The sequence below is a fragment of the Kitasatospora sp. DSM 101779 genome, from assembly GCF_025655475.1.
In the GTDB taxonomy this organism is placed as follows: domain Bacteria; phylum Actinomycetota; class Actinomycetes; order Streptomycetales; family Streptomycetaceae; genus Kitasatospora.
Window position 1 is genome coordinate 467619 of sequence record NZ_JAHTIK010000001.1, and the last position, 21177, is coordinate 488795.

19 protein-coding genes and 3 pseudogenes are annotated in these 21177 nt (G+C 74.6%); 14 read left to right on the top strand and 8 right to left on the bottom strand.

All coding sequences use genetic code 11. The features are described 5' to 3' along the window. Positions 1-3: 3 nt before the first annotated feature. Positions 4-1458 (top strand): Re/Si-specific NAD(P)(+) transhydrogenase subunit beta, encoded by a 1455-nt coding sequence (pntB, locus tag KSNIM_RS02170; protein ID WP_263101490.1) that lies wholly within the window; start codon positions 4-6, stop codon positions 1456-1458. Positions 1459-1600: 142 nt separating this feature from the next. On the opposite strand, the gene KSNIM_RS02175 is transcribed toward pntB, so the two are convergent. From KSNIM_RS02175 to KSNIM_RS02185, 3 genes are all read right to left on the bottom strand, one after another. Next, the gene (locus KSNIM_RS02175; RefSeq protein WP_411543640.1) at positions 1601-2599 is read right to left on the bottom strand and encodes a cation diffusion facilitator family transporter; all 999 of its coding nucleotides are present in this window, start codon (positions 2597-2599) and stop codon (positions 1601-1603) included. A 97-nt stretch (positions 2600-2696) separates the two neighbouring features. Further along, positions 2697-3005, bottom strand: coding sequence for a membrane dipeptidase (locus KSNIM_RS02180; protein ID WP_263101492.1), 309 nt, complete (start codon positions 3003-3005; stop codon positions 2697-2699). Positions 3006-3062: 57 nt separating this feature from the next. Continuing rightward, the gene (locus tag KSNIM_RS02185; RefSeq protein WP_263101493.1) at positions 3063-3557 is read right to left on the bottom strand and encodes a molybdenum cofactor biosysynthesis protein; all 495 of its coding nucleotides are present in this window, start codon (positions 3555-3557) and stop codon (positions 3063-3065) included. Between the two features lie 223 nt (positions 3558-3780). Here KSNIM_RS02185 and KSNIM_RS02190 point away from each other — a divergent pair, with 223 nt between their 5' ends. The 3 genes from KSNIM_RS02190 (at position 3781) to KSNIM_RS02200 (ending at position 5417) form a co-directional block, all read left to right on the top strand. Next, positions 3781-4440, top strand: coding sequence for an NADPH-dependent FMN reductase (locus tag KSNIM_RS02190; protein WP_263101494.1), 660 nt, complete (start codon positions 3781-3783; stop codon positions 4438-4440). 55 nt (positions 4441-4495) lie between these two features. Then, positions 4496-4918, top strand: a complete 423-nt coding sequence (locus KSNIM_RS02195; protein ID WP_263101495.1) for a DUF1801 domain-containing protein — start codon at positions 4496-4498, stop codon at positions 4916-4918. Positions 4919-5006: 88 nt separating this feature from the next. After that, positions 5007-5417 carry a VOC family protein gene (locus tag KSNIM_RS02200; RefSeq protein ID WP_263101496.1) on the top strand — a complete coding sequence of 137 codons (411 nt, stop codon included), beginning with the start codon at positions 5007-5009 and terminating at the stop codon, positions 5415-5417. Between the two features lie 134 nt (positions 5418-5551). Here the strand turns inward: KSNIM_RS02200 and KSNIM_RS02205 are convergent. Both KSNIM_RS02205 and KSNIM_RS02210 read right to left on the bottom strand, forming a co-directional pair. Next, positions 5552-5677, bottom strand: a pseudogene (locus tag KSNIM_RS02205) (ferredoxin); the annotation flags it as partial. A gap of 367 nt (positions 5678-6044) precedes the next feature. Then, positions 6045-6503, bottom strand: coding sequence for a carboxymuconolactone decarboxylase family protein (locus tag KSNIM_RS02210; protein WP_263107797.1), 459 nt, complete (start codon positions 6501-6503; stop codon positions 6045-6047). Positions 6504-6744: 241 nt separating this feature from the next. Here KSNIM_RS02210 and KSNIM_RS02215 point away from each other — a divergent pair, with 241 nt between their 5' ends. Next, positions 6745-7722, top strand: coding sequence for a hypothetical protein (locus KSNIM_RS02215; protein WP_263101497.1), 978 nt, complete (start codon positions 6745-6747; stop codon positions 7720-7722). A 54-nt stretch (positions 7723-7776) separates the two neighbouring features. Here KSNIM_RS02215 and KSNIM_RS02220 read toward each other — a convergent pair whose 3' ends face one another. The 3 genes from KSNIM_RS02220 to KSNIM_RS02230 form a co-directional block, all read right to left on the bottom strand. Further along, complete coding sequence (locus KSNIM_RS02220) at positions 7777-8781, bottom strand: aldo/keto reductase family protein (protein WP_263101498.1); 1005 nt, start codon at positions 8779-8781, stop codon at positions 7777-7779. Between the two features lie 123 nt (positions 8782-8904). Continuing rightward, positions 8905-9234 carry a hypothetical protein gene (locus tag KSNIM_RS02225; protein ID WP_263101499.1) on the bottom strand — a complete coding sequence of 110 codons (330 nt, stop codon included), beginning with the start codon at positions 9232-9234 and terminating at the stop codon, positions 8905-8907. A gap of 86 nt (positions 9235-9320) precedes the next feature. Then, on the bottom strand, positions 9321-10076 hold the full coding sequence (locus KSNIM_RS02230) for an alpha/beta fold hydrolase (protein ID WP_263101500.1): 756 nt from the start codon (positions 10074-10076) through the stop codon (positions 9321-9323). Between the two features lie 204 nt (positions 10077-10280). On the opposite strand from KSNIM_RS02230, the gene KSNIM_RS02235 reads away from it, so the two are divergent. From KSNIM_RS02235 to KSNIM_RS02275, 9 genes and pseudogenes are all read left to right on the top strand, one after another. Next, positions 10281-11054 carry a class II aldolase/adducin family protein gene (locus tag KSNIM_RS02235; protein WP_263107798.1) on the top strand — a complete coding sequence of 258 codons (774 nt, stop codon included), beginning with the start codon at positions 10281-10283 and terminating at the stop codon, positions 11052-11054. Further along, positions 11051-11758 (top strand): TetR/AcrR family transcriptional regulator C-terminal domain-containing protein, encoded by a 708-nt coding sequence (locus KSNIM_RS02240; RefSeq protein WP_263101501.1) that lies wholly within the window; start codon positions 11051-11053, stop codon positions 11756-11758. Before KSNIM_RS02235 ends, KSNIM_RS02240 begins: the two co-directional genes overlap by 4 nt. A gap of 142 nt (positions 11759-11900) precedes the next feature. Next, positions 11901-12794 (top strand): alpha/beta fold hydrolase, encoded by an 894-nt coding sequence (locus tag KSNIM_RS02245; RefSeq protein ID WP_263101502.1) that lies wholly within the window; start codon positions 11901-11903, stop codon positions 12792-12794. Positions 12795-12938: 144 nt separating this feature from the next. Then, a pseudogene (locus tag KSNIM_RS02250) lies at positions 12939-13961 on the top strand (hypothetical protein). A gap of 291 nt (positions 13962-14252) precedes the next feature. Beyond that, positions 14253-18119: a Pls/PosA family non-ribosomal peptide synthetase gene (locus KSNIM_RS02255; RefSeq protein ID WP_411543641.1), complete on the top strand. Its 3867-nt coding sequence runs from the start codon at positions 14253-14255 to the stop codon at positions 18117-18119. Further along, positions 18116-19498 (top strand): M1 family metallopeptidase, encoded by a 1383-nt coding sequence (locus tag KSNIM_RS02260; protein WP_263101503.1) that lies wholly within the window; start codon positions 18116-18118, stop codon positions 19496-19498. Before KSNIM_RS02255 ends, KSNIM_RS02260 begins: the two co-directional genes overlap by 4 nt. 246 nt (positions 19499-19744) lie before the next feature. After that, a complete protein-coding gene (locus KSNIM_RS02265; protein WP_263101504.1) occupies positions 19745-20134 on the top strand; it encodes a Tat pathway signal sequence domain protein in 390 nt (129 codons plus the stop codon). 31 nt (positions 20135-20165) lie between these two features. Continuing rightward, positions 20166-20804 carry a class F sortase gene (locus tag KSNIM_RS02270; protein ID WP_263101505.1) on the top strand — a complete coding sequence of 213 codons (639 nt, stop codon included), beginning with the start codon at positions 20166-20168 and terminating at the stop codon, positions 20802-20804. 144 nt (positions 20805-20948) lie between these two features. Next, positions 20949-21177 (top strand): annotated as a pseudogene (locus KSNIM_RS02275) (protein phosphatase); the annotation flags it as partial.

Genomic DNA, 21177 nt, shown 5'->3' on the forward strand with positions numbered 1-21177 from the left:
CCGATGACGTACACGACGGCCGCCCACGCCGCGGACCTGGTCGCCGCACTGCTGTTCATCCTGAGCCTCGCCGGGCTCTCCCAGCACCGGACCTCGCGGGCCGGTGTCGCCTACGGCATCGCCGGAATGGCGCTCGCGCTGGTGGCCACCGTGGTGGTCGCGGCGCAGGACATCTCCGCGGGCGCGGTCTCGCTGATCGTGGTCACGATGGCCGCGGGCGGCGCGATCGGCCTCTGGCGGGCCCGCCGGGTCGAGATGACCCAGATGCCCGAGCTGATCGCCGTGCTGCACAGCTTCGTCGGCCTGGCCGCGGTGCTGGTCGGCTGGAACAGCTACCTGGAGGTGGAGCGGCACGGCGCCGCCCAGACCCTGATCGGCTCGGACCTGCTGCGCATCCACCACGCCGAGGTGTTCATCGGCATCTTCATCGGCGCGGTCACGTTCACCGGCTCGATCGTCGCCTACCTGAAGCTGTCGGCGCGGATCAAGTCGAGCCCGCTGATGCTGCCGGGCAAGAACGGGCTCAACGTGGCGGCGCTGGTGGCGTTCGTGGCGCTGACGGTGTGGTTCACGGTCAGCCCGAGCCTCGGCCTGATGATCGCGGTGACGGTGCTGGCGCTGCTGCTGGGCTGGCACCTGGTCGCCTCGATCGGCGGCGGCGACATGCCCGTGGTGGTCTCCATGCTGAACAGCTACTCGGGCTGGGCTGCGGCGGCGGCGGGCTTCCTGCTGAACAACAACCTGCTGATCGTCACCGGTGCGCTGGTCGGCTCCTCCGGTGCCTACCTGTCGTACATCATGTGCAAGGCGATGAACCGGTCCTTCATCTCCGTCATCGCCGGCGGCTTCGGCATCGAGGCGCCCGCCGCCCAGGACGGGGAGCAGGGCGAGCACCGCGAGAGCAGCGCGCAGGAGACCGCGCAGATGCTGGCCGAGGCCGCCTCCGTGGTCATCACCCCGGGTTACGGCATGGCCGTCGCCCAGGCCCAGCACCCGGTCGCCGAGCTGACCCGGGTGCTGCGCGAGCGCGGCGTCGAGGTCCGCTTCGGCGTCCACCCGGTGGCGGGCCGCCTGCCCGGGCACATGAACGTGCTGCTGGCCGAGGCCCGCGTGCCGTACGACATCGTGCTGGAGATGGACGAGATCAACGACGACTTCACCGACACCTCGGTCGTCCTGGTGATCGGCGCCAACGACACCGTCAACCCGGCGGCGACGGAGGACCCGACCAGCCCGATCGCGGGCATGCCGGTCCTGCGGGTGTGGGAGGCGGGCCATGTGGTCGTCTTCAAGCGGTCGATGGCGTCCGGCTACGCGGGTGTGCAGAACCCGCTGTTCTTCCGGGAGAACAGCAGCATGCTGTTCGGCGACGCCAAGCAGAGCGTGGAGGCCATCCTCCAGGCCCTCGGCACCCTCGACCCCTCCCCCGCCGACCGCCGCACCAAGGCAGCCGCCTAGGCACCGCACCTTCGGGTGCACCGCCGGGGGCGCGGGGAACTGCGCAATTCGAATGTGAGGCACCGTACGGACAGGGCTTGCCCCGGACCGTCGTGACGCCCACTCCCGACCTGCGCAGTTCCCCGCGCCCCTCTCGTATGACTCACCGCGAGTCCCTCGTACGGCCCGGGGTCGGGTCGAGGTAGACCCGGACGACCGCCGGGTGGGCGGCGCGGATCGCCTTCTCGGCCTCCTCGCAGGCGCGTTCCACGTCCCGCGCGGTCGCGGGCTCCTCGAAGGCGACCTTCGCCGCGACCAGGACGTCCTGCGGCCCGCTGACCAGGGTGACCAGGTCGACCACCTGCCGCACCTGCGGCTGGCCCCGCAGGGTCTCGGCGATCCGGTCCTCCGCGCTCTGCGGCAGGGCCCGGCCGATCAGCAGCGACCCGTTGGCACGGGCCAGCACCACGGCCACCCACGCCAGCAGCGCGCCGATCAGCAGCGAGGCGGCGCCGTCCCAGGCGGAGTTGCCGGTCCGTTCGGTGCCGAGCACCCCGCCGAAGGCCAGCACCAGGCCGATCAGCGCGGCCACGTCCTCCAGGAAGACCGCCTTGACGGCCGTGTCGGGCGTGGCGCGCAGGTACCTGCGGCCGGTCACCCCGAGCCGGCCGGCCTCGCCGCGGACCTGGCGGACCGTCCGGGAGAGCGACACCGACTCGAGGACGAAGGCGACGGCCAGCACCACGTAGGAGACCACCGGGCTGCCGAGTTCCTCGCCGTGCAGAAGGGTGCGGACCCCGTCGGTGACCGAGAAGACGGCGCCGCCGATGAAGGTCGCGAAGGAGGCGAGCAGCGCCCACACGTACCGCTCCCGGCCGTACCCGAAGGGGTGGGTGTCGTCGGCGGGGCGGGTGCTGCGCTTCAGGCTGAGGAAGAGCAGCACCTCGGTGACGGTGTCGGCGAGCGAGTGCGCGGCCTCCGCGAGCATGGCACCGGAGCCGCTGACCAGGCCGGCGAGTGCCTTGGCCACGGCGATGCCGAGGTTGCACAGGCCGGCGACGACCACCGTGACGGTGCTCTCGGTGGTGTCGCCGGCCTGCGGTGCGCCGGCCTCCACGGGATGGTCGGGTCGGGAGTCCACAGCAGGCAGTATGTCCGACATGCCCCGCTGTGTGCCCGGTCCACGGCGCGGCATGCGGCGGTCAGCCGAACCAGGGACGCGGGGAACTGCGCAACCCGCGTGCGAGACACTGTGCGGATCACCGCTTGCCCCCATGCTGTCGCGGCAGGCAGGTGCGTTCGCCGCTGTGCGAGAGGTCGACCATCAGCCGGCTGTCGTTGAGCGCCTCGACGACCCGGTGGCCGAGCGGGGTGAGTCCCCGGTTCTCCGGCGCCATGGAGCCGTCGCCGAGCTGGTTGGCCTGGTTGTAGGTCAGCTGGACGACGCGGACGCCGCGGTCGGTCCTCGACGCACCGCACCCGGCCGCCGCTCCCCCGACGACCTGACCGTCTTCAAGTCCACCGGCCACGCCGCCCTGGACGTTGCCGCCGCCTCCGTGGCGTACCACGCGGCACGCACCCGCGGCCTCGGCACGGTGGTCGATCTGTGACCGCCGGGCGGTCCGTCAGTCCGGCAGGACCTCGAACTCCGCCGGGCCGAGGGTGAGGACGCCGTCGCTCAGCGGGGTGCAGCGGACGCCGCCCTTGTCCCGCAGGGCCCGCTGCGCGCCCGGGCCGATGACGGCGTCCATCCAGGCGCAGGGGCGGGCGGCGCGGCGGACGGCCAGCAGGACGGGCCCTGAGCCGCAGTCCAGCGAGACCGTCCGGCCGAGGTACGCATCGATGTCGACGCCGCGGAGCAGCACGTTGCGGCGGGTGTGCCGCAGGTCGGTCCCGGGGCGGACGGCGAGCGGGAGGTTCTCGGCGGCCATCAGCGTGACGGCGGCGTCCCGGTGGGCCTGGCGGGCGTAGTAGCGGTCGCCGACGAGCCCGAGGCCCTGCCGCACCTCGGCACTGCGGACGAGTTCGCCCGGGTGCGCCGGGGACGGCCCGTCGGACGGGCGCCCGGTGTACCGGTGCGCGGGCGACACCAGGAGCTGTACCACCTCGACCAGAGCCATGCGCCCAGCCTACGGCCGGCACCGGTCAGCCCGGACCGGCGGGTCGCCACGCCGATCACCCGCACACCGGACGGTCGGGCTCGTCGGCCGAGTCCGGGGCGACCCGGTGACCGCAGGAACACGGGTGCGGCGACACGCCCCGGGCGACCGGTCGTTCCCCGGTGCGGCGGCGGTGGCCGGGCAGGATGGGCGCCGAGGCATCCGGCGAGACCCAGGAGGCAGCATGACAGCGGACGAGTCGCCCGGCCCGGTGCGGGTGTTCGTCCTCGGGGCGTCGCTCCGCGCCGACTCGCTGAACGGGCGGCTGGCCGCGCTGGTCGCCCGGCTGGTCGGCGAGGCAGGTGCCACGGCCGACCTCGCGGGCCTGCGGGACTTCGCGATGCCGCTCTACGACGGGGACGTCGAGTCCGCGGGCGGCCTCCCGCCCGGGGCGCTGGCGCTGCGCGAACGGATCGCCGCCTGCGACGGCTTCGTGGTCGCGGCCCCCGAGTACAACGCCTCGCTGCCCGGTGCACTGAAGAACGCGGTCGACTGGGTCTCCCGGGTGCGGCCGCAGCCGTTCAAGGACAAGCACGCCCTGCTGGTGTCCGCCTCCCCGTCCATGGTGGGCGGCAACCGTGGTCTGTGGGCGCTGCGGGTACCGCTCGAACACCTCGGTACCCGGGTCTACCCGGACATGTTCAGCCTCGCCCGGGCGCACCAGGGCTTCACCGACGGCGGAGACCTGGCCGAGCCGGGGATGCAGGCCAGGCTGGCGGAGACCGTCGGAGCCTTCCTCCGGCTGGTCGAGGCGGACACCCGGTACGTGTGCCTGCAGCGGCGCTGGTACGAGTTCCTCGGCGACCGCACCGACGCTCCGCTCACGGAGCGCTCGGAGGACTGAGCCGTGGGCATGCTGGTGGCACGGGCGGTGCGGGTGAGCACGAGGGGTACGTTGCATGGGTGAGCCGAAGACCGCACGGACGGGGGCCGACCCCGGGGAGTTCCTCGCGGGTGTGGGCGACGAACGGCGCCGCGCGGACGCGCAGGAGCTGTGTGCCCTGGTCGCCGGGGCGACGGGAGCACAGGCGGAGATGTGGGGCGGGTCGATGGTCGGTTTCGGCAGCTACCGCTACCGCTACGCGAGCGGCCGCTCCGGCGAGTGGCCGCCCATCGCGTTCGCCCCGCGCAGGCAGGCGCTGGTGCTGTACGTCGCCGAGGGTTTCGAGCCGTACGCCGATCTGCTGGCCCGGCTCGGCCCGCACACCACCGGCAAGGGCTGCCTCTACCTCAAGCGGCTCGCCGACGTGGACCGCGAGGTGCTCACCGAGCTGGTCGCCACCTCGTTCGCACGGATGGACGGCCGGACGATCGAGCCGTAGCCACCGGAGCGACGTGTCGTCACGGGTACGGCGCCGACCCTCGCCTAGGCTGCGGCAGGACCGACGCCTCGTCAGGAGAGGACCCCTCATGGCATCCCGGCTCAACCCGTACATCAGCTTCGACGGCGACGCCCGCCAGGCGATGGAGTTCTACCAGGGCGTCTTCGGCGGCGACCTGGACCTGAACACCTACGGCCAGTTCAACCCGGACATGACCGGGGAGACGGCCGAGCGGATCATGCACGGCATGCTGGTGACGCCGAGCGGCTACACCCTCATGGGCGCCGACAACCCGCCCGGGACGGAGCACCGGCCCGGAAACAACATCACGGTCAGCCTCAGCGGCGACGACGACGCCGACCTGCGCCGCTACTGGACGGCGCTGTCCGAGAGCGGCACGGTCGCCGTCCCGCTGGACAAGCAGATGTGGGGCGACGTCTTCGGCATGTGCACCGACCGCTTCGGCATCACCTGGCTGGTCAACATCAGCGAGGCGTAGAACCCCCTCCGGATCCTGCCGGGCGTCCGGCGACGCGCGCCGCTCTGGCAAGATCCGGAGGAGGGGCCGGCGCCCGGGCGGGTCAGACGGTGTCCCGGGCCGGCAGCGTCGCCACCATCGGATGGTCCTTCTCGATCGGTGCACTCGTCGGGGTGGAGGTAGAGCATCCGCTCCCTCTCGTGGATGCAGTCCATGGGGCACCCGTCCAGGCACGCCTTGTCCTTGACGTCCACGCAGGGCAGGGCGATCACAAACGTCATCGGGCTGCCGTCCTCTCCGGGTCGGTGCTGGTTGCCGCTCCGGCGCAGCCGACCGTAGGGCCTCAAGTGACCTTGAGGCCAACAGGAGGCGGTGCATGACGACCCGACAGCCCGGCGACGCCAGGGCCACCCCGGACGACTGTCCGTGGCGTGCCGTCGCCCGCCGCTGCCTTCCGGCCGCACGGCGAGGACGAGGTCATCAACCACGCCGTCTCCACCGACCTCCGCTGCGCGTCCTACACGACGCGGCACGCCGTCGTCCGCGTGACGGCCGACGGAGCCGAGCTCTGGCGTTCGGAGTTCGAGCCGCAGCACGGTCCGGCCCGTCCCAGGGGACGGGGCGGGCCCGGGCTTGTTCGACGGAGCGTCAGGTCCACTGCTCGGAGGGGGCGACGCCCGGGACGGGCTTGCCGATCAGGGCGAGCGGGACGAAGAAGTTCACCTGGCCGATGGCCAGGGTGAGGGTGGTGAGTGCCGTCGGGTCGAAGTGCCGGGCGGCCTCGGCGTAGAGCTCGTCGGGGACGCGCTCGCCGGCCGGGTTCGGGGTGAGCACGGCCTCGACCAGGGCCAGGGCGGCGCGCTCCGCGGCGCTGAAGTACGGGGCGTCGCGCCAGGTGGCGACGGCCGCGATGCGTTCCTCGCTCTCCCCCGCCTTGCGCAGCATCCCGGTGTGCATGACGACCAGGTAGGTGCTGCCGACGAGCTGGCCGGCCCGCAGCTGGACGAGTCCGATCGTGGTCCGCGGCACGGACCGGTTGCCGGTGGCACGGTAGAGCCAGCCGCTCAGCTCCTTCAGCTCCGGGACGAGCTCCACGGGGTCGGACATCCTCGAGCCGGCGGCCACGCTCTCGGCGGCGGCGGCGACGGTGCTGCTGGTGCTGGTGGTGGTGTTCACGGCGGGTTCCTCCCGGCGGGTTCCGATGTGCTTGCACTGCACTGACGGATGCCGCCCGGCGGATGTGACGGCTTCACCGGAGGAGTTTTCCGGCGGGCCCGCGGTGGCGCGCCGTCAGCCGTTCTCGGGGCCGGGCGGCGGCGCTGTCGGCGCGCTTGGGCATACTGGCGCGATGCCGATAGCCGACGACCCGCAGCCACGACCCTCCGAGGAGCCGGAGCCCGGCGCCCCGGACCCGTTCGACGGGCTGGTGCTGGACGAGCGGTTCGTCCGTGCGGCCACCGTGAAGGAGCCGGCGGCGCGGACCCGTGAGCTGTCGGCGAAGTGGCGGGTGGAGCCGCCGGTCGATCCGGGTGGCCGCCGCTGGTCCCCGGCGTCGCCGGGCGCAGTACGGCGGCCGCGCGGCAGGGGCCGGGTGCTGTCGGTGGCGCTCGCCGTACTGGCCACGGCCGTGGCGGCCACGGCCGTGACGCTCTGGCCGAATGGTCTGCTGGCGGACACCGGTCCGGCCCCCGAGCTGCCGGTGATCACCAAGGCGCAGGACACCGCACTGCCGGGCGGCGGGACCTCCGTGGGCAGCAAGTGCGGCGCGAAGGGCTTCCACCACTACGCCGTGCCGCCGGAGGCCGATCCGGCCGCGGGCACGCGGAGCGCGCCGCCGGGCCCACAGCTCGTCCTCACCTCGTACGGCTTCGAACGGCTGGCGGGCGGCGACCCCGGGCGCTTCACTGTCGGCCTCGGCTTCGCGCGGGTCGGCGGGCAGGGGGCGGCGGACCTGCCGGGGTCCGGTCCGCTGACGGCCGCGGTCGAGATCGAGGGCCCGGAGGGGCTGGTGGGCGGCGCCTACGGCCTGCCGATCAGGGACTGGGAGGCCGCGCAGCAGGACGGGGCGAAGCCGGTGGGCCTCCGCTCCGGCGGCGGCGGGGTGGTGGAGCTCCCGCTGACGGCGCTGTGCCCCGGTGTCGAGGCCCTTGACGTCTCGCGCGGGCTCGCCCCTCCGGTGGACGGGTCGAACACGATCACCGGCCAGCCGCGGTACACGCTCACGGTCTCCGTCTCCGACCCGGCGGTCGGCGATCTGCGGCGCGCCGCCGGCTCGCCCGTCCGGGGGGACGTGCTGAGCGCCACCAACCGCATGCCGTTCCGGTAGCCAGTGCCGCGTCAGGCCACCTTCGCCCCGTCGCGACGGTTGCCTGACGCGGTACTAGGGGCGCTCCTTCGGGGCGTTCTGCGCCGTCCGGGCCGGGTCGGTCTCGGCGACCGGGGCGAGGATGTCGTCCATCGCCTTCAGGAGGTCGGCGTCCAGCCGGACGCCGGCCGCGCGGGCGTTCTCGACGACCTGCTCGGGACGGGAGGCGCCGATGATCGCGGCGGCGACGTTCCGGTTCTGCAGCACCCAGGCCACGGCCAGTTCGGCCATGCCGAGGCCGGCCTGGTCGGCCAGCGGGCGCAGCAGCTGGACGCGTTCGAGGACGTCGGCGCGGAGCCAGCGGGCGACGTACTCGGCGCCGCCCTTCTCGTCGGTGGCCCGGGAGCCGGCCGGCGGTTCGGCGCCGGGCAGGTACTTGCCGGTGAGGACGCCCTGGGCGATCGGCGACCAGACGACCTGGCCGATGCCGAGTTCCTCGCAGGTGGGGATGACCTCGGCCTCGATGACCCGCCAGAGGGCGCTGTACTGCGGCTGGCTGGAGACGAACGGCACCCGCAGTTCGCGGGCGAGGGCGTGTCCGGCGCGGATCTGGTCGGCCGTCCATTCGGAGACGCCGATGTAGAGCGCCTTGCCGGCGCGGACCACGTCGGCGAAGGCCTCCATGGTCTCTTCGAGTGGGGTCGAGGGGTCGTAGCGGTGCGCCTGGTAGACGTCCACGTAGTCAGTCTGCAGGCGGCGCAGCGAGCCGTCGATCGCCTCCATGACGTGCTTGCGGCCGAGTCCGCGGTCGTTGCGGCCGGGGCCGGTGGGCCAGAACACCTTGGTGAGGATCTCCAGCCCTTCCCGGCGCTCGCCCTTGAGCACCCGGCCGAGCACGGATTCGGCGCGGGTCCCGGCGTAGACGTCGGCGGTGTCGAAGGTGGTGATGCCGGTGTCGAGGGCGGCACGGATGCAGGCCGCGGCGGTCTCCTCCTCGACCTGGGAGCCGTGGGTGAGCCAGTTGCCGTAGGCGATCTCGCTGATGACCAGGCCGCTGCGGCCCAGGTGACGGAACTCCATGCCGGTGGTCCTCCTCGAACGGGTGTCGCCTCCGATCATGCCGCGCCGGCGCGGCGAATCGGGCGGACACTCCGCAACGGCCTCCGGGGAGCGGCCGGGGCCGCCCCCGGAGGCCGTTCACGGTCAGCCGAGCAGGGCCCGGACCGCACGGCAGGTGATCGCGGACGGGCGGTGGATGCCGAGGCGGACGGCCATCGAGCGGATCCGGCGGTTGGTGGCCTGCTGGGGCAGGTACACCCCGGAGTCGAGCAGGACGACCGCGAGGCGCATGGCCTTCAGCCGGCGGTTGTGGTCGATGTACCACTCGCGGGGCATGCCGGCCGGCAGCGGCCGGACGGCGGGCGGACCGGAGCGGTGGACGGGACGGGCCCGCCGTACGGAGGTGCGGTGGGCGGACGGCGCGCGGCGGACGGGCGGGGCAGGGGCCAGGGCATGGGCCTGGGCAGCGGACATCGACGACCTCCTGGTGCGGTGGTTGGGGGCGCTCGCTGACAAATCCCATGGTAGGTGGGGGTACTGACAATTCACCGGGCCGCCGGTCAGTCCCGCAGGAAGGCCTCCAGGGCGGTCGCGAAGGCCACCGGGATCTCGTGCATCGGGTAGTGGCCGGAGTTGGCGAGGACGGTCAGTTCGGCGTTGGGGTAGTGGGTCAGCCAGGTGTGCCGCATCAGTTCGGCGGAGAGCGCCGGGTCGTGCTCGCCGACGAACACCCCGACCGGCAGCGGGCTGCCCGCGACCTTCGCGGCGAAGTCCTGTGTCGTCCAGTCCGCCAGGTAGCCGGCGAAGGCCTCCGGCCGGGAGCCGACCACCGAGCGTGCGGTCATCCGGTCGAGCCAGCGGCCGCAGGCGCGGTGGCCGGTGACGAGGTCGAGAATCGCCCTGCGGTTGGCCGGATACTGCACCGCGCCGTGGAAGAGTTCGTGGGCCTCGCCCTCCAGCGGGTAGGCGCTCGCCGGGACGGGGGCCACCGCGGCCAGCCTGCGCACCCGGGCCGGGGCGTCGGCGAGGATCCGTTGTGCGGCCTTGGCACCCATCGAGTGCCCGACCAGCGAGAAGGTGTCCCAGCCGAGCTGGTCAACGAGCGCGAGCGCGTCGGCGGCGATCTCGGCGAGGGTGAACTCGCCGTCCACCGCGATCCGTTCGCCGTAACCGCGGTAGTCGAGGAAGGCGTAGCCGAAGGTGTCCGGATCGAGCAGGTCGGGGAACTCGCCCCAGCCGGCGCTGGTGCCGAACCAGTCGTGCAGCACGAGGACCTTGTGCGGGCCGGTTCCAACGGTTCGGTGACTGATCGTCATCGTCTGCTCCCTCTGCGTGATGGTGCCGGGCGGGTCGATCATCCCACCCGCGCCCCGGCGACACGCCAGCACGGATCGCGCCATCCCGGCCGGGAAACACCGGGATACACCTCTTGTGAAATGCGTCCAGTGGACGCATGATGGGCGGCCAAAGCGGTACCGACCGGGAGAGGGGACACCGTGGCGGAGACGATCAGCGCATTCATGCCGGTGCAGCAGGGGCTGGAGTTCGACCTGCCACCGCAGTTCGCGACCGTGGAGGAGGAGCGCGAGCACCGCAAGCAGCGCCTGGCCGGCGCCTGCCGGATCTTCGGACGGCTCGGCTTCTCCGAGGGGGTGGCGGGCCACATCACCGTCCGCGACCCGGAGTTCCCGGACATGTTCTGGGTCAACCCGTTCGGCCTGTCCTTCCGTCAGGTACGGGTGTCCGACCTGATCCTGGTCGACCACGAGGGGCAGGTCCGGCACGGCCGCCGCCCGGTCAACCGGGCCGGGTTCGTGATCCACTCCGCGATCCACGCGGCCCGGCCGGACGTGGTCGCCGCCTGCCACGCGCACGCCGTGCACGGCAAGGCCTGGTCGAGCCTGGGCCGCCTGCTGGACCCGATCACCCAGGACGCCTGCGCGCTGTTCGAGAACCACGTGGTGGTCTCCGAGGGCGGCGGCGAGGTCGTCGTCGACGAGGAGGCGGGCGCGCTGCTGGCGGCCGGCCTCGGCCCGCACCGGGCCGCGATCCACCAGAACCACGGCATCTTCACGGTCGGCGAGTCCGTCGAGGAGGCCGCCTGGTGGTTCATCAGCATGGAGCGCAGCGCCCAGGCCCAGCTGCTCGCCGAGGCCGCCGGGCAGCCGCGGGTGATGAGCGCCGAGGCGGCCCGCTACACCCGCGAGCAGACCGGCTTCCCGCTCGCCGGCTGGTTCTCCTTCCAGCCGCTGTGGCAGGACATCGTCCGCTCCGACCCGGACCTCTTCGAGTGACCGGGCCGACCGCCCCGGGCTCGGCCGCCTGGTGGCGCCGGCGGTACGGCGAGCGGGAGCGCCGTCGGCCCCGGGCGGGCGGGCTGAGCCTGGCGGCGATCACCGGTGCGGCGCTGGAGATCGCCGACCAGGAGGGGCTGGACGCGCTGACGATGCGGCACCTCGCCGACCGGCTGGGCACCCGGCACACCTCGCTGTACCGGCACGTCGCCAGCCGCGAGGAGCTCCTGGTCGAGCTGGTGGACCAGGTGCTCGCCGAGGTCCGGCTGCCGCAGGAGACGGCGGACTGGCGGGCCGCCCTGGCCACGGGCGCCCGCGAGTTCCGTCGCGTCCTGCTCGGCCACCCGGCGGTGGCGCCGCTGTTCGTCGCCGGGCAGCTGCTCGGGCCGAACGCCCTGCGCGCGCGGGAGCACGCCCTCGGGCTGCTGATCGCGGCGGGCTGGGAGCCCGCAACGGCCGTGCACGTCTACCTGACGGTGATGCACTTCGTCATCGGCGCCGCCCAGATGGACGCGGGCGGCGCCGCGCGGACGGCGGCCGAGCGCGCCGCCATGGCCGAGCTCTTCGCGGCCCTGCCGGAGTCCACCCACCCGGTCGTCCGCCGCCACGCCGAGCTGCTCAACGCGCCGGACAGCGACCAGGAGTTCGACTTCGGGCTCGGGGCGCTGCTGGACGGCGTCGCGCTGCGGCGCCCGGCGCCGTGACCGCGCTCCCGGCCGCCGTGCACCGGACCGGCGCACACCGGAACACGTCGCCCCCGACCACCGGACACCCGACCACCGCACACCCGAACGCGTCGCACTCGACCACGCACCCGACCGCCGGCAGTCCCCGACAGGAGGCACCGTGACCCCGCCGACCGAGACCGGGCTGCCGGCGCTGGCGGAGTGGACCGCCGGCGGGCGCCGGCTGACCGTCCGCGGCCCGCGCGGTGCGCACACCCTGTTCGTCCGCCAGGACGGCCCGCCCGGCGGCCGGCCGGTGACACTGCTGCACGGCTTCCCGACCTCCTCGCACGACTGGGCGGCCGTGGTGCCCCCGCTGGCCGCGGACGGCTGCCGGGTGACCACTCTCGACCTGCTCGGCTTCGGCGAGAGCGACAAGCCGCGCTGGCACGCGTACTCGCTGCTGGAGCAGGCCGATCTGGTGCAGGCGGTCTGGCAGGAGTCAGGGGTCGGCGCCACGGCGCTGGTGGCGCACGACTACGGGGTCAGCGTCGCCCAGGAGCTGCTGGCCCGGGACGCGCAGCGGATCTCCCGGTCGGTGTGGCTGAACGGCGGGCTCTGGGCCGACCTGCACCGGCCGGTTGCGGTCCAGCGACTGCTGCACGGCCCGCTGGGGCCGCTGCTGGCCCGGGCGATGACCGAGCGGCGGTTCGCAGCCTCGATGCGGCGGGTGCTGGCCCGCCCGGTGCCTGACACGGTGCTGCACGAGATGTGGCTCGGGATCGCCCGCGAGGACGGCCGGCTGCTCGCGCCCCGGCTGCTGCGCTACATCGACGAGCGGCGCAGCCACGCGGCGCGCTGGGGTGCGGCCCTGGAGGGGTTCCCGGGGCCGATGCTGTTCGTCTGGGGCCCGGCCGATCCGATCAGCGGCGCCCATGTGCTGGCGCGGGTGCGCGAACGGCTCCCGCACGCGGCGGTGGTCGAGCTCGCCGGGCCGCCGTCCACCGGCCACTACCCGCAGGTGGAGAGCCCGGCGGAGGTGGCGGCGGCGCTGCTCGGCTTCTTGCAGGACTGAGCTCCGGCGGCCGCCGGCCCGGGTACCGCGGCACACCGACCAACTACCGGGGCCGGTGGCCCCCCACCCCGATGGTTGTCAAGTGCATCCGAATAATAATTGCATTTACCAACCATTAGCTGCACCGATCATGGGAGTGCCGCCATGCCCGACCGGGTGCTTCGGCACGTCCTCGGCCACCTGCTGACCGACCCCGCTCCTGATGTGTCTCGGCATGGGCCTCGCCTACCGGGCCGCGTTCCACGCCCCGCACCCGCACCGGATGGAGGTCGCCGTCGTCGGCTCCTCGCCGCAGGCCGCGGCGCTGGCGGACCACCTGCGGGACGAGGCCGGCGACGCCCTGCGGGTGTCCACCGCGGCCACGGTCGGCGAGGCCCGTGCCCGCCTGATGGACCGCAGCCTGGTCGGCGCCCACGTGCCGGACCCGAAGGCGCCCGTGCTGCTGGTGGCCGCGGCGAACTCCGACACCTCCGCCACCGTGGCCGAGAAGGTGTTCACCGAGGTCGCCGCCGCACAGGACCGCCCGCTGCGGGTCGACAACATCACCCCGCTCGCCGCAGGCGATCCGACCGCCAGGGGCTGTTCTTCCTGCTGGTCGCCCTGAGCATCGGCTCCTACGGCAGCGTCGCGGTGATCGGCGGGGCCGGGGCCCTGCTCCCCCTGTGGCTGCGCGCCCTGCTCGCCCTCGGCGTCTCGCTCGCCGTGAGCACGATCGGCATCGTGCCGGCCGGGCCGGTCTTCCACGTCGCCGACCACGACCTCGCCGGTCTCTGGGCACGCGGCTGGCTGTACTCGGCCGCGATCACCCTCGTCGGCACCGCCCTGCACACCGTGCTTGGCCGGTGGACCACCCTCACCATGATGGTGCTGTTCGTGATGGTCAACTTCACCTCGTCCGGCGGCATCGTCCGCCCCGAACTGCAGGACGGCTTCTTCGGCGCCCTGCACACCTTCTGGAACGGCTCAGGCTTCGTCGAGGGTGCCCGCACCCTGCTCTACTTCGACGGCCGGGCCGGATTCGCCGGCCACCTCACGACCCTGCTGGCCTGGCTCGCGGCCGGCGGCCTCGCCCTGCCCGGGGCGGCCGCGGTCGAACGGCGCCATGCCCGGCCCGCCGCCGCCCCGGCCGCGGTGCGGGAGGAGCTGGAGGAGACGGTCGCGGTCTGACCGGGTGCTGCGGGCGACCGGGCCCGGCCGGGGCGGTCTTGTCCGCCCCGGCGCCCTCCGGCAGGCTGCCGGAGGGCGGCGGGCTCCCGGTCGCCCGGGGGGAGGCGCAGCGCGCGGGCAGCCACTCGGAGCCCCGGCCGTCCGCACCCGGCCGGCGGCGGTCCGAGCGGTGGCCCGGCGCGCCGGATGGTTGGCTTGGCAGGGGCGGCAACGGCCCGGTCGGTAGATTGTCCGGGTTGTCGCACTTCGGCCGCCTCCGATGGGTCTCCCGGGAGCCGGGAAGGGGACTGCATGACCGTGATGACCGACCCCGAGACACCGCTCGCGCTCTTCCCCGGCCGCCCGCCGGCGCCGGCCCGCACGCTGGTGGACGTGCTGCGGGCGACGGCCGCGACACACCCGTACGAGCCCGCGCTGGACGACGGCCGCACCGTGCTCGACTACGCCGGCCTGCTCCGCGAGGTCGAGCAGCTGCGCCGCCACCTGGCCCGGGCGGGCATCGGCCTCGGCGACCGGGTGGGCGTCCGGGTGCCGTCGGGCACCAACGACCTGTACGTGTCGATCCTGGCCGTGCTGGCGGTCGGCGCCGCCTACGTGCCGGTGGACGCCGACGACCCGGACGAGCGCGCCGAGCTGGTCTTCGGCGAGGCCGACGTCAACGCCGTACTCGGCCCCGACCGGGAGCTGGGCCGGGTCAAGCCCTCCGGGAACGAGGCCGCGAGCCCGGGTCCCGAGAACGACGCGTGGATCATCTTCACCTCCGGCTCGACCGGCCGGCCCAAGGGCGTCGCCGTCACCCACCGCAGCGCGGCCGCCTTCGTGGACGCGGAGGCCGGGCTGTTCCTGCAGGGCGAGCCGATCGCGCCGGGCGACCGGGTGATGGCCGGACTGTCGGTCGCCTTCGACGCCTCCTGCGAGGAGATGTGGCTCGCCTGGCGGCACGGCGCCTGCCTGGTGCCCGTCCCCCGCGCGCAGGTGCGCAGCGGCGCGGACCTCGGCCCGTGGCTGGCGGAGCAGGAGATCACGGTGATCTCCACCGTGCCGACGCTGGCCGCGCTCTGGCCCGCGGAGGCGCTGAACGAGGTCCGGCTGCTGATCTTCGGCGGCGAGGCCTGCCCGCCGGAGCTGGCCGAGCGGCTGGTCACCGAGGGCCGTGAGGTGTGGAACACCTACGGCCCGACCGAGGCGACCGTGGTGGCCTGCGCCTGCCCGCTGACGGGCGAGGGCCCGGTGCGGATCGGTCTGCCGCTGGACGGCTGGGAGCTGGCCGTGGTCGACGGGGAGGACCGGCCGGTGCCGATGGGCCGCAGCGGTCAGCTGGTGATCGGCGGCGTCGGGCTGGCCCGCTACCTGGACCCGGTCAAGGACGAGGAGAAGTACGCGCCGCTGGAGTCACTGGGCTGGTCGCGCGCCTACCGCAGCGGCGACCTGGTCCGCGCGGATCCGGAGGGCCTGGTCTTCCTCGGCCGCGGCGACGAGCAGGTGAAGCTAGGCGGCCGCCGGATCGAGCTCGGCGAGGTGGACGCCGCCCTGCAGGCGCTGCCCGGGGTGGCCGGCGCGGCCGCCGCCGTCCGCACCGCCCGCGGCGGCAACCAGCTGCTGGTCGGCTACCTGGTCGTCCGGGAGGGCTTCGACCGGGCCGCCGCGGTCGAGCGGCTGCGCGCCGAGCTGCCTGCGGCGCTCGTCCCCCTGCTCGCGACCGTCGACGAACTGCCCTGCCGCACCTCCGGCAAGGTCGACCGGAACGCGCTGCCCTGGCCGCTGCCCGACCTGCAGCAGGGCGCCCCGGGCGAGGAGCTGTACGGCACGGAGGCCTGGCTGGCCGAGCAGTGGGCCGAGGTCCTCGGGGTGCCGGTACGGAGCGCCGACGACGACTTCTTCGCGATCGGCGGCGGCTCGCTGGCGGCCGCCCAGCTGACCACCAGGCTGCGCACCCGCTGCCCGGCGGTGTCGGTGCTGGACGTCTACCAGCAGCCGACGCTGCGCAAGCTGGCCCGGCTGCTGGAGCGGTCCGCCCCGGCCGAGGCTACGACCCGCCGGGTGGATCCGACGCCGCTGCGGGCGGGCCTCGTACAGCTGCCGGCGCTGCTGCCGCTGTCCGCCCTGACCGGGCTGCGCTGGAGCGTCCCGCTGCTGGCGCTCGGCTCCGTCCTCCACGTGCTCGGCGGCTACGCCTGGGCTCCCGCCGCGCCCTGGTGGGCGGTCGCGGCGGGTGCCGTGCTGCTGTTCTCCGCGCCGGGCCGGCTGGCCGTGGCCGCGGGCGGCGTCCGGCTGCTGCTGCGCGGCGTCGGGGCGGGCCGGTACCCGCGCGGCGGCGGTGTCCACCTGCGGCTGTGGGCCGCGGAGCGGTGGGCCGAGGCGGCCGGCGCCACCTCGCTCTCCGGGGCGTGGCTGACGCGGTACGCCCGGGCGCTGGGCGCGCACGTCGGCGAGGACGTCGACCTGCACACGCTGCCGCCGGTGACGGGTCTGCTGCGGCTCGGCAAGGGCTGCGCGATCGAGAACGAGGTCGACCTCGCCGGGTACTGGCTGGACGGCGACCGGCTGGAGGTCGGCGCGATCCGGGTCGGCGCGGGCGCGGTCGTCGGGACACGGTCGGTGCTGTTCCCCGGTGCCAGGGTCGGCAAGCGTGCCGAGCTGGCGCCCGGGTCCGGGGTGGCCGGGCACGTCCCGACCGGCCAGCGCTGGGGCGGCGCCCCAGCCGTCAAGATCGGCAAGGCGGAGCGCGGCTGGCCCAAGCAGCGGCCCGCCCGCACCACCCGCTGGGCCGCCGTCTACGGCCTCACCGGCTCCGTCCTCGCCCTGCTGCCCGCGCTGTGCGTCGTCCCGGCGCTGCTCACGGCCGGGCTGTTCGTCCACCCCGGCGACGACCTGCCCGCCGCGCTGCGCGGCGCTCTGGCCGCGGTGGTGCCCGCCACGCTGGTGTACGGCCTGGCGTACGCGGCGGTCGTGCTCGCCCTCGTCCGGCTGCTCAGCATCGGGCTGCGCACCGGCCACCATCCGCTGCACGGGCGCACGGGGTGGCAGGTGTGGACGGTCAGCCAGCTGATGGACCACGCCCGGCAGACGCTCTTCCCGCTCTATGCCGGCCTGATCACCCCGCTGTGGCTGCGTCTGCTCGGCATGCGGGTCGGCCGCCGCGCCGAGGTCTCGACGGTGCTCGCGCTGCCCAGCCTCACCACCGTCGGCGACGGCGCCTTCCTCGCGGACGACACCCTGATCGCCCCGTACGAGCTGGGCGGCGGCTGGGTGCGGGTCGGGCGGGCCGCGGTGGGGCGCAAGGCCTTCCTCGGCAACTCCGGGATGACCGCGCCGGGACGCTCCGTGCCGGACCGGGGACTGGTGGGCGTGCTCTCCGCCACCCCGAAGAAGGCCAAGCGGGGCAGCTCCTACCTCGGCATGCCGCCGGTGAAGCTGCCGCGTTCGGCGGACACCGCGGACGCCGCCCGCACCTACGAGCCGCCCCGCCGGCTGCTGTGGGCGCGCGGCCTGACCGAGCTCGGCCGGCTCGTCCCGGTCCTCGCCTCCGCCGCGCTGGCGGTGCTGACCGCGGCCGCGCTCTGCGCGCTGGACGCTGCGGTGCCGGGCGGCGCGGTGCTCCTCGCCGGGCCGGTGCTGCTCGCCGCCGGGGCCGCCGCCTGCGCCGTGTCCGTCGCCGCGAAGTGGCTGCTGGTCGGCCGCTGCCGGGCGGCGGAGCACCCGCTGTGGAGCGGCTTCGTCTGGCGCAACGAGCTCGCCGACACCTTCGTCGAGGTGCTGGCGGTGCCGTGGCTGATCGGCCGGGTGCTCGGCACCCCGGTGCTCAACCTGTGGCTGCGGGCCCTCGGCGCCCGGATCGGCCGCGGCGTGTGGTGCGAGAGCTACTGGCTGCCGGAGACCGACCTGGTCACCCTCGGCGACGCGGTCAGCGTCAACCGGGGCTGCGTCCTGCAGACCCACCTCTTCCACGACCGGATCATGAGGCTCGATACTGTGGAACTCCGCGAGGGCTCGACCCTGGGCCCGGGCGGAATCGTGCTGCCGGGCAGCACGGTCGGGGCCCGTTCCACGCTCGGCCCGGCCTCCCTGGTGATGCGTGCGGAGTCCGTCCCCGACGACACCCGCTGGCTCGGCAACCCGATCGAGGCCTGGCAGCAGCCCGGGCACCGAGTCACATGACCGAGACCGCGCACGGAGAGAACCCACCGGTGAGCCCCAAGCAGACCGAGGCCGCTGCCGCCGACCCGTACTTCCCGAACAACGGCGACCACCGGTACCGGACGCACCGGTACGAGCTCACCCTGGACTACCGGCCGGGCCCCAACCGGCTGGCCGGCACGGCCCGGATCACGGCCATAGCGGGCCGGGCACCGCTGCGCGAGTTCGCCCTGGACCTCGCCCCGTTCAAGATCGGCCGGGTGCTGGTCGACGGGCGCCCGGCCCACTACACGCACCGCGGCGGAAAACTGCGGATCAAGCCCGCGAAGCCCCCGACGGCCGGCGCCGCCTTCACCGTGGAGGTGCACTGGTCCGGCAACCCCAAGCCGGTCCGCAGCCCCTGGGGCGGACTCGGCTGGGAGGAGCTGACCGACGGCGCGCTGGTCGCCAGCCAGCCCGTCGGCGCACCGTCCTGGTACCCGTGCAACGACCGGCCGTCCGACAAGGCGAGCTACCACCTCTCGGTCACCACCCCGTCGCCGTACACCGTCGTCAGCGGCGGCCGGCTGCTGACCCGGACCACCCGCGCCTCCGCGACCACCTGGGTGTTCGACCAGTCGGCGCCCACCGCGAGCTACCTGGTCGGCCTCTCCGTGGGCCCGTACCGCGGCGTCCCGCTGACGCCGCCGAGCCCGGGTGCCGTGACCCAGACCGGCTACGTCCCGGCCCGGCTGCAGCAGCGCTTCGAGCACGACTTCGCGCGGCAGCCGCAGATGATGGAGCTCTTCGAGGAACTGTTCGGACCGTACCCGTTCACCGAGTACGCGGTGGTGGTCGCCGACGAGGAACTGGACGTCCCGGTGGAGGCACAGGGCCTCGCCACCTTCGGCACCAACCACGTCGACGGCTTCCGCGGCAGCGAGCGGCTGATCGCGCACGAGCTCGCCCACCAGTGGTTCGGCAACAGCGTGACCATCGGCGGCTGGCGGGACATCTGGCTCAACGAGGGCTTCGCCAAGTACGCCGAGTGGCTCTGGTCCGAGCACTCCGGCGGCCAGAGCGCCCAGCGCAAGGCCGAGGCCGCCTACCGCAAGCTCCTCGCCCTGCCGCAGAACATCCGGATCGGCGACCCCGGCAAGAGCCTGATGTTCGACGACCGGGTGTACGAGCGCGGCGGCCTCACCGTGCACGCACTGCGCACCGCCCTCGGCGACCCGGTCTTCTTCCGGATGGTCCGCGACTGGGCGACCACCCGCCGGCACTCCGTGGTCACCACCGCCGACTTCACCGCGCACCTCGCCCGCTACGGCGGCCACGCCACCGACGGACTGCTCGACGCCTGGATCGGCCGCCACCGGCTCCCGCCGCTGCCGCTCGCCGCCCGCGCCGTCCATCCGTAGGCCTTCGGATTCGGTCGTCGCCGGGCAGGTGCGGCGACCGGGGCCTCGTACGCCACCGCGGCACGGCCGGGGCAGGGCCCGGCTGCGCCCGGGGACGTCCGTCGTGACGTCGGACCGGGGTCTGTTACCGATCCGCGCGGTGGCCGTTACACGGCCGGCGGGAGTCCGTGAGGCGGCCTTCCTAGCGTGTGCGTCACCAACTCGCGTTCGACCGAACGGGAGTGGCGAGCATTCGGAGGAGTCCTCATGTCACGTACCTCGACCGTGCACCGCTCGGTGCGCTCCGCGCTGGTCTGCGCCGGAGCCGGGGTCGCCGTGGTGCTGTCCGCCGGCGCGGCTGCCGCCGACGGCTCGTCGCCGTCGCCGGTGCCCTCGGCCACGCGCAGCGCCGCGCCCAGCGCCGTCCCGACCCTGCCGCCGGTCGGGCCGGACGGCACCCGCCAGGGCAGCGCGCTGCCGGTCGGCCCGGACGGCCGCCGGGTCGGCACGACCCCGAGGGGAGGTGCCCAGACCGGTGAGGCGGACGCGGGCACCTCGCCCACCGCCGTCGTCCTCGGCTCCGTGGTCGCCCTGGCCGGTGCGGCCGGGATCGGCACCGCGGTCGTCCGTCGGCGCCGTGCCGGCGCACAGGCGTAGCCGCAACCGGCGCGGCCGGCACCCCTCGTGGGTGCCGGCCGCGTCGGCCGGCGCGCTCGTCCTCGCCCTGGGGCTCGGCACGGTGGCGTACGGCCTCACACCGACCGGGGAACCGGTGCGGATCGCGTACACCGGCCCCGACGCGGCGGCGCCGACGCACAGCCCGCCGACCGCCGGTGCCGCGCTTCCCGGCTCCGCGCCGGACGTCCAGCGGACGGCCTCACCGCCGGTGCGGCTGCTGATCCCCCGGATCGGCGTGGACGCCCCGGTCGGCCCGGTCGGGCTGAACGGCGACGGCACGGTGGAGGTCCCGCCGCTGGACCGGCCCGACCGGGTCGGCTGGTACCGCGACGGCGCTGCGCCCGGCCTGCCCGGACCGGCCGTCCTCCTCGGCCACTACCGGACCCGCAAGGGCGCCGCCGTCTTCCTCCAGCTGCCGAAGCTGCGGCCGGGCGACACCGTCCAGGTCCGGCGGGAGGACGGCCGCACCGTCTCGTACCGGGTGCGGGCGATCCGGCAGTTCCCGAAGTCCGCCTTCCCGACCGACCTGGTGTACGGCGACACCCCCGACGCGCAGCTGCGGCTCGTCACCTGCGGCGGCACCATCGGCCACGACGGGCACTACAGCGACAACATCGTCGTCCTCGCCGACCTGGCCGACGGACCGTGACCCCGCCGGCAGGCGGCCCGCCCGGGGCGGCGGGCAAAGACCCTGATCCACCGGCGGGCGGGCGGCGGGCCGCCGGTGGGCATGGGGCAGACTGGCTGCCCTCCCCTCGTCCCTGTACGACCGTCAGGAAAGGCACCGCAGCGCGTGAGGAAGTGGACAGGCCCACCTGCCCGGGCCGTCGTGCCCGGCCGTGCCGTGGCGGTGGTCGCGGCCGCCGCCGCGGCGGCCCTGGCGCTCGCCGGCTGCGACAGCCCGGGCACCCTGCACGACGCGGGCCCGGCCCGGCAGGTCGCGGAGCACCCCAGCCCGCAGCCGCTGTGGCCGGCCGCCGCGACCTCGGCCCCGGCGGCCGGCCACAGCGGCTGCGGGCTGG

Excerpts from the sequence above, each read along its gene's own strand:
- pntB (WP_263101490.1), top strand. The coding sequence starts at position 4 with ATGACGTACACGACGGCCGCCCACGCCGCGGACCTGGTCGCCGCACTG.
- KSNIM_RS02175 (WP_411543640.1), bottom strand. The coding sequence starts at position 2,599 with ATGTCGGACATACTGCCTGCTGTGGACTCCCGACCCGACCATCCCGTG.
- KSNIM_RS02185 (WP_263101493.1), bottom strand. The coding sequence starts at position 3,557 with ATGGCTCTGGTCGAGGTGGTACAGCTCCTGGTGTCGCCCGCGCACCGG.
- KSNIM_RS02190 (WP_263101494.1), top strand. The coding sequence starts at position 3,781 with ATGACAGCGGACGAGTCGCCCGGCCCGGTGCGGGTGTTCGTCCTCGGG.
- KSNIM_RS02195 (WP_263101495.1), top strand. The coding sequence starts at position 4,496 with ATGGGTGAGCCGAAGACCGCACGGACGGGGGCCGACCCCGGGGAGTTC.
- KSNIM_RS02200 (WP_263101496.1), top strand. The coding sequence starts at position 5,007 with ATGGCATCCCGGCTCAACCCGTACATCAGCTTCGACGGCGACGCCCGC.
- KSNIM_RS02210 (WP_263107797.1), bottom strand. The coding sequence starts at position 6,503 with ATGTCCGACCCCGTGGAGCTCGTCCCGGAGCTGAAGGAGCTGAGCGGC.
- KSNIM_RS02215 (WP_263101497.1), top strand. The coding sequence starts at position 6,745 with ATGCCGATAGCCGACGACCCGCAGCCACGACCCTCCGAGGAGCCGGAG.
- KSNIM_RS02220 (WP_263101498.1), bottom strand. The coding sequence starts at position 8,781 with ATGGAGTTCCGTCACCTGGGCCGCAGCGGCCTGGTCATCAGCGAGATC.
- KSNIM_RS02225 (WP_263101499.1), bottom strand. The coding sequence starts at position 9,234 with ATGTCCGCTGCCCAGGCCCATGCCCTGGCCCCTGCCCCGCCCGTCCGC.
- KSNIM_RS02230 (WP_263101500.1), bottom strand. The coding sequence starts at position 10,076 with ATGACGATCAGTCACCGAACCGTTGGAACCGGCCCGCACAAGGTCCTC.
- KSNIM_RS02235 (WP_263107798.1), top strand. The coding sequence starts at position 10,281 with ATGCCGGTGCAGCAGGGGCTGGAGTTCGACCTGCCACCGCAGTTCGCG.
- KSNIM_RS02255 (WP_411543641.1), top strand. The coding sequence starts at position 14,253 with ATGACCGTGATGACCGACCCCGAGACACCGCTCGCGCTCTTCCCCGGC.
- KSNIM_RS02260 (WP_263101503.1), top strand. The coding sequence starts at position 18,116 with ATGACCGAGACCGCGCACGGAGAGAACCCACCGGTGAGCCCCAAGCAG.
- KSNIM_RS02265 (WP_263101504.1), top strand. The coding sequence starts at position 19,745 with ATGTCACGTACCTCGACCGTGCACCGCTCGGTGCGCTCCGCGCTGGTC.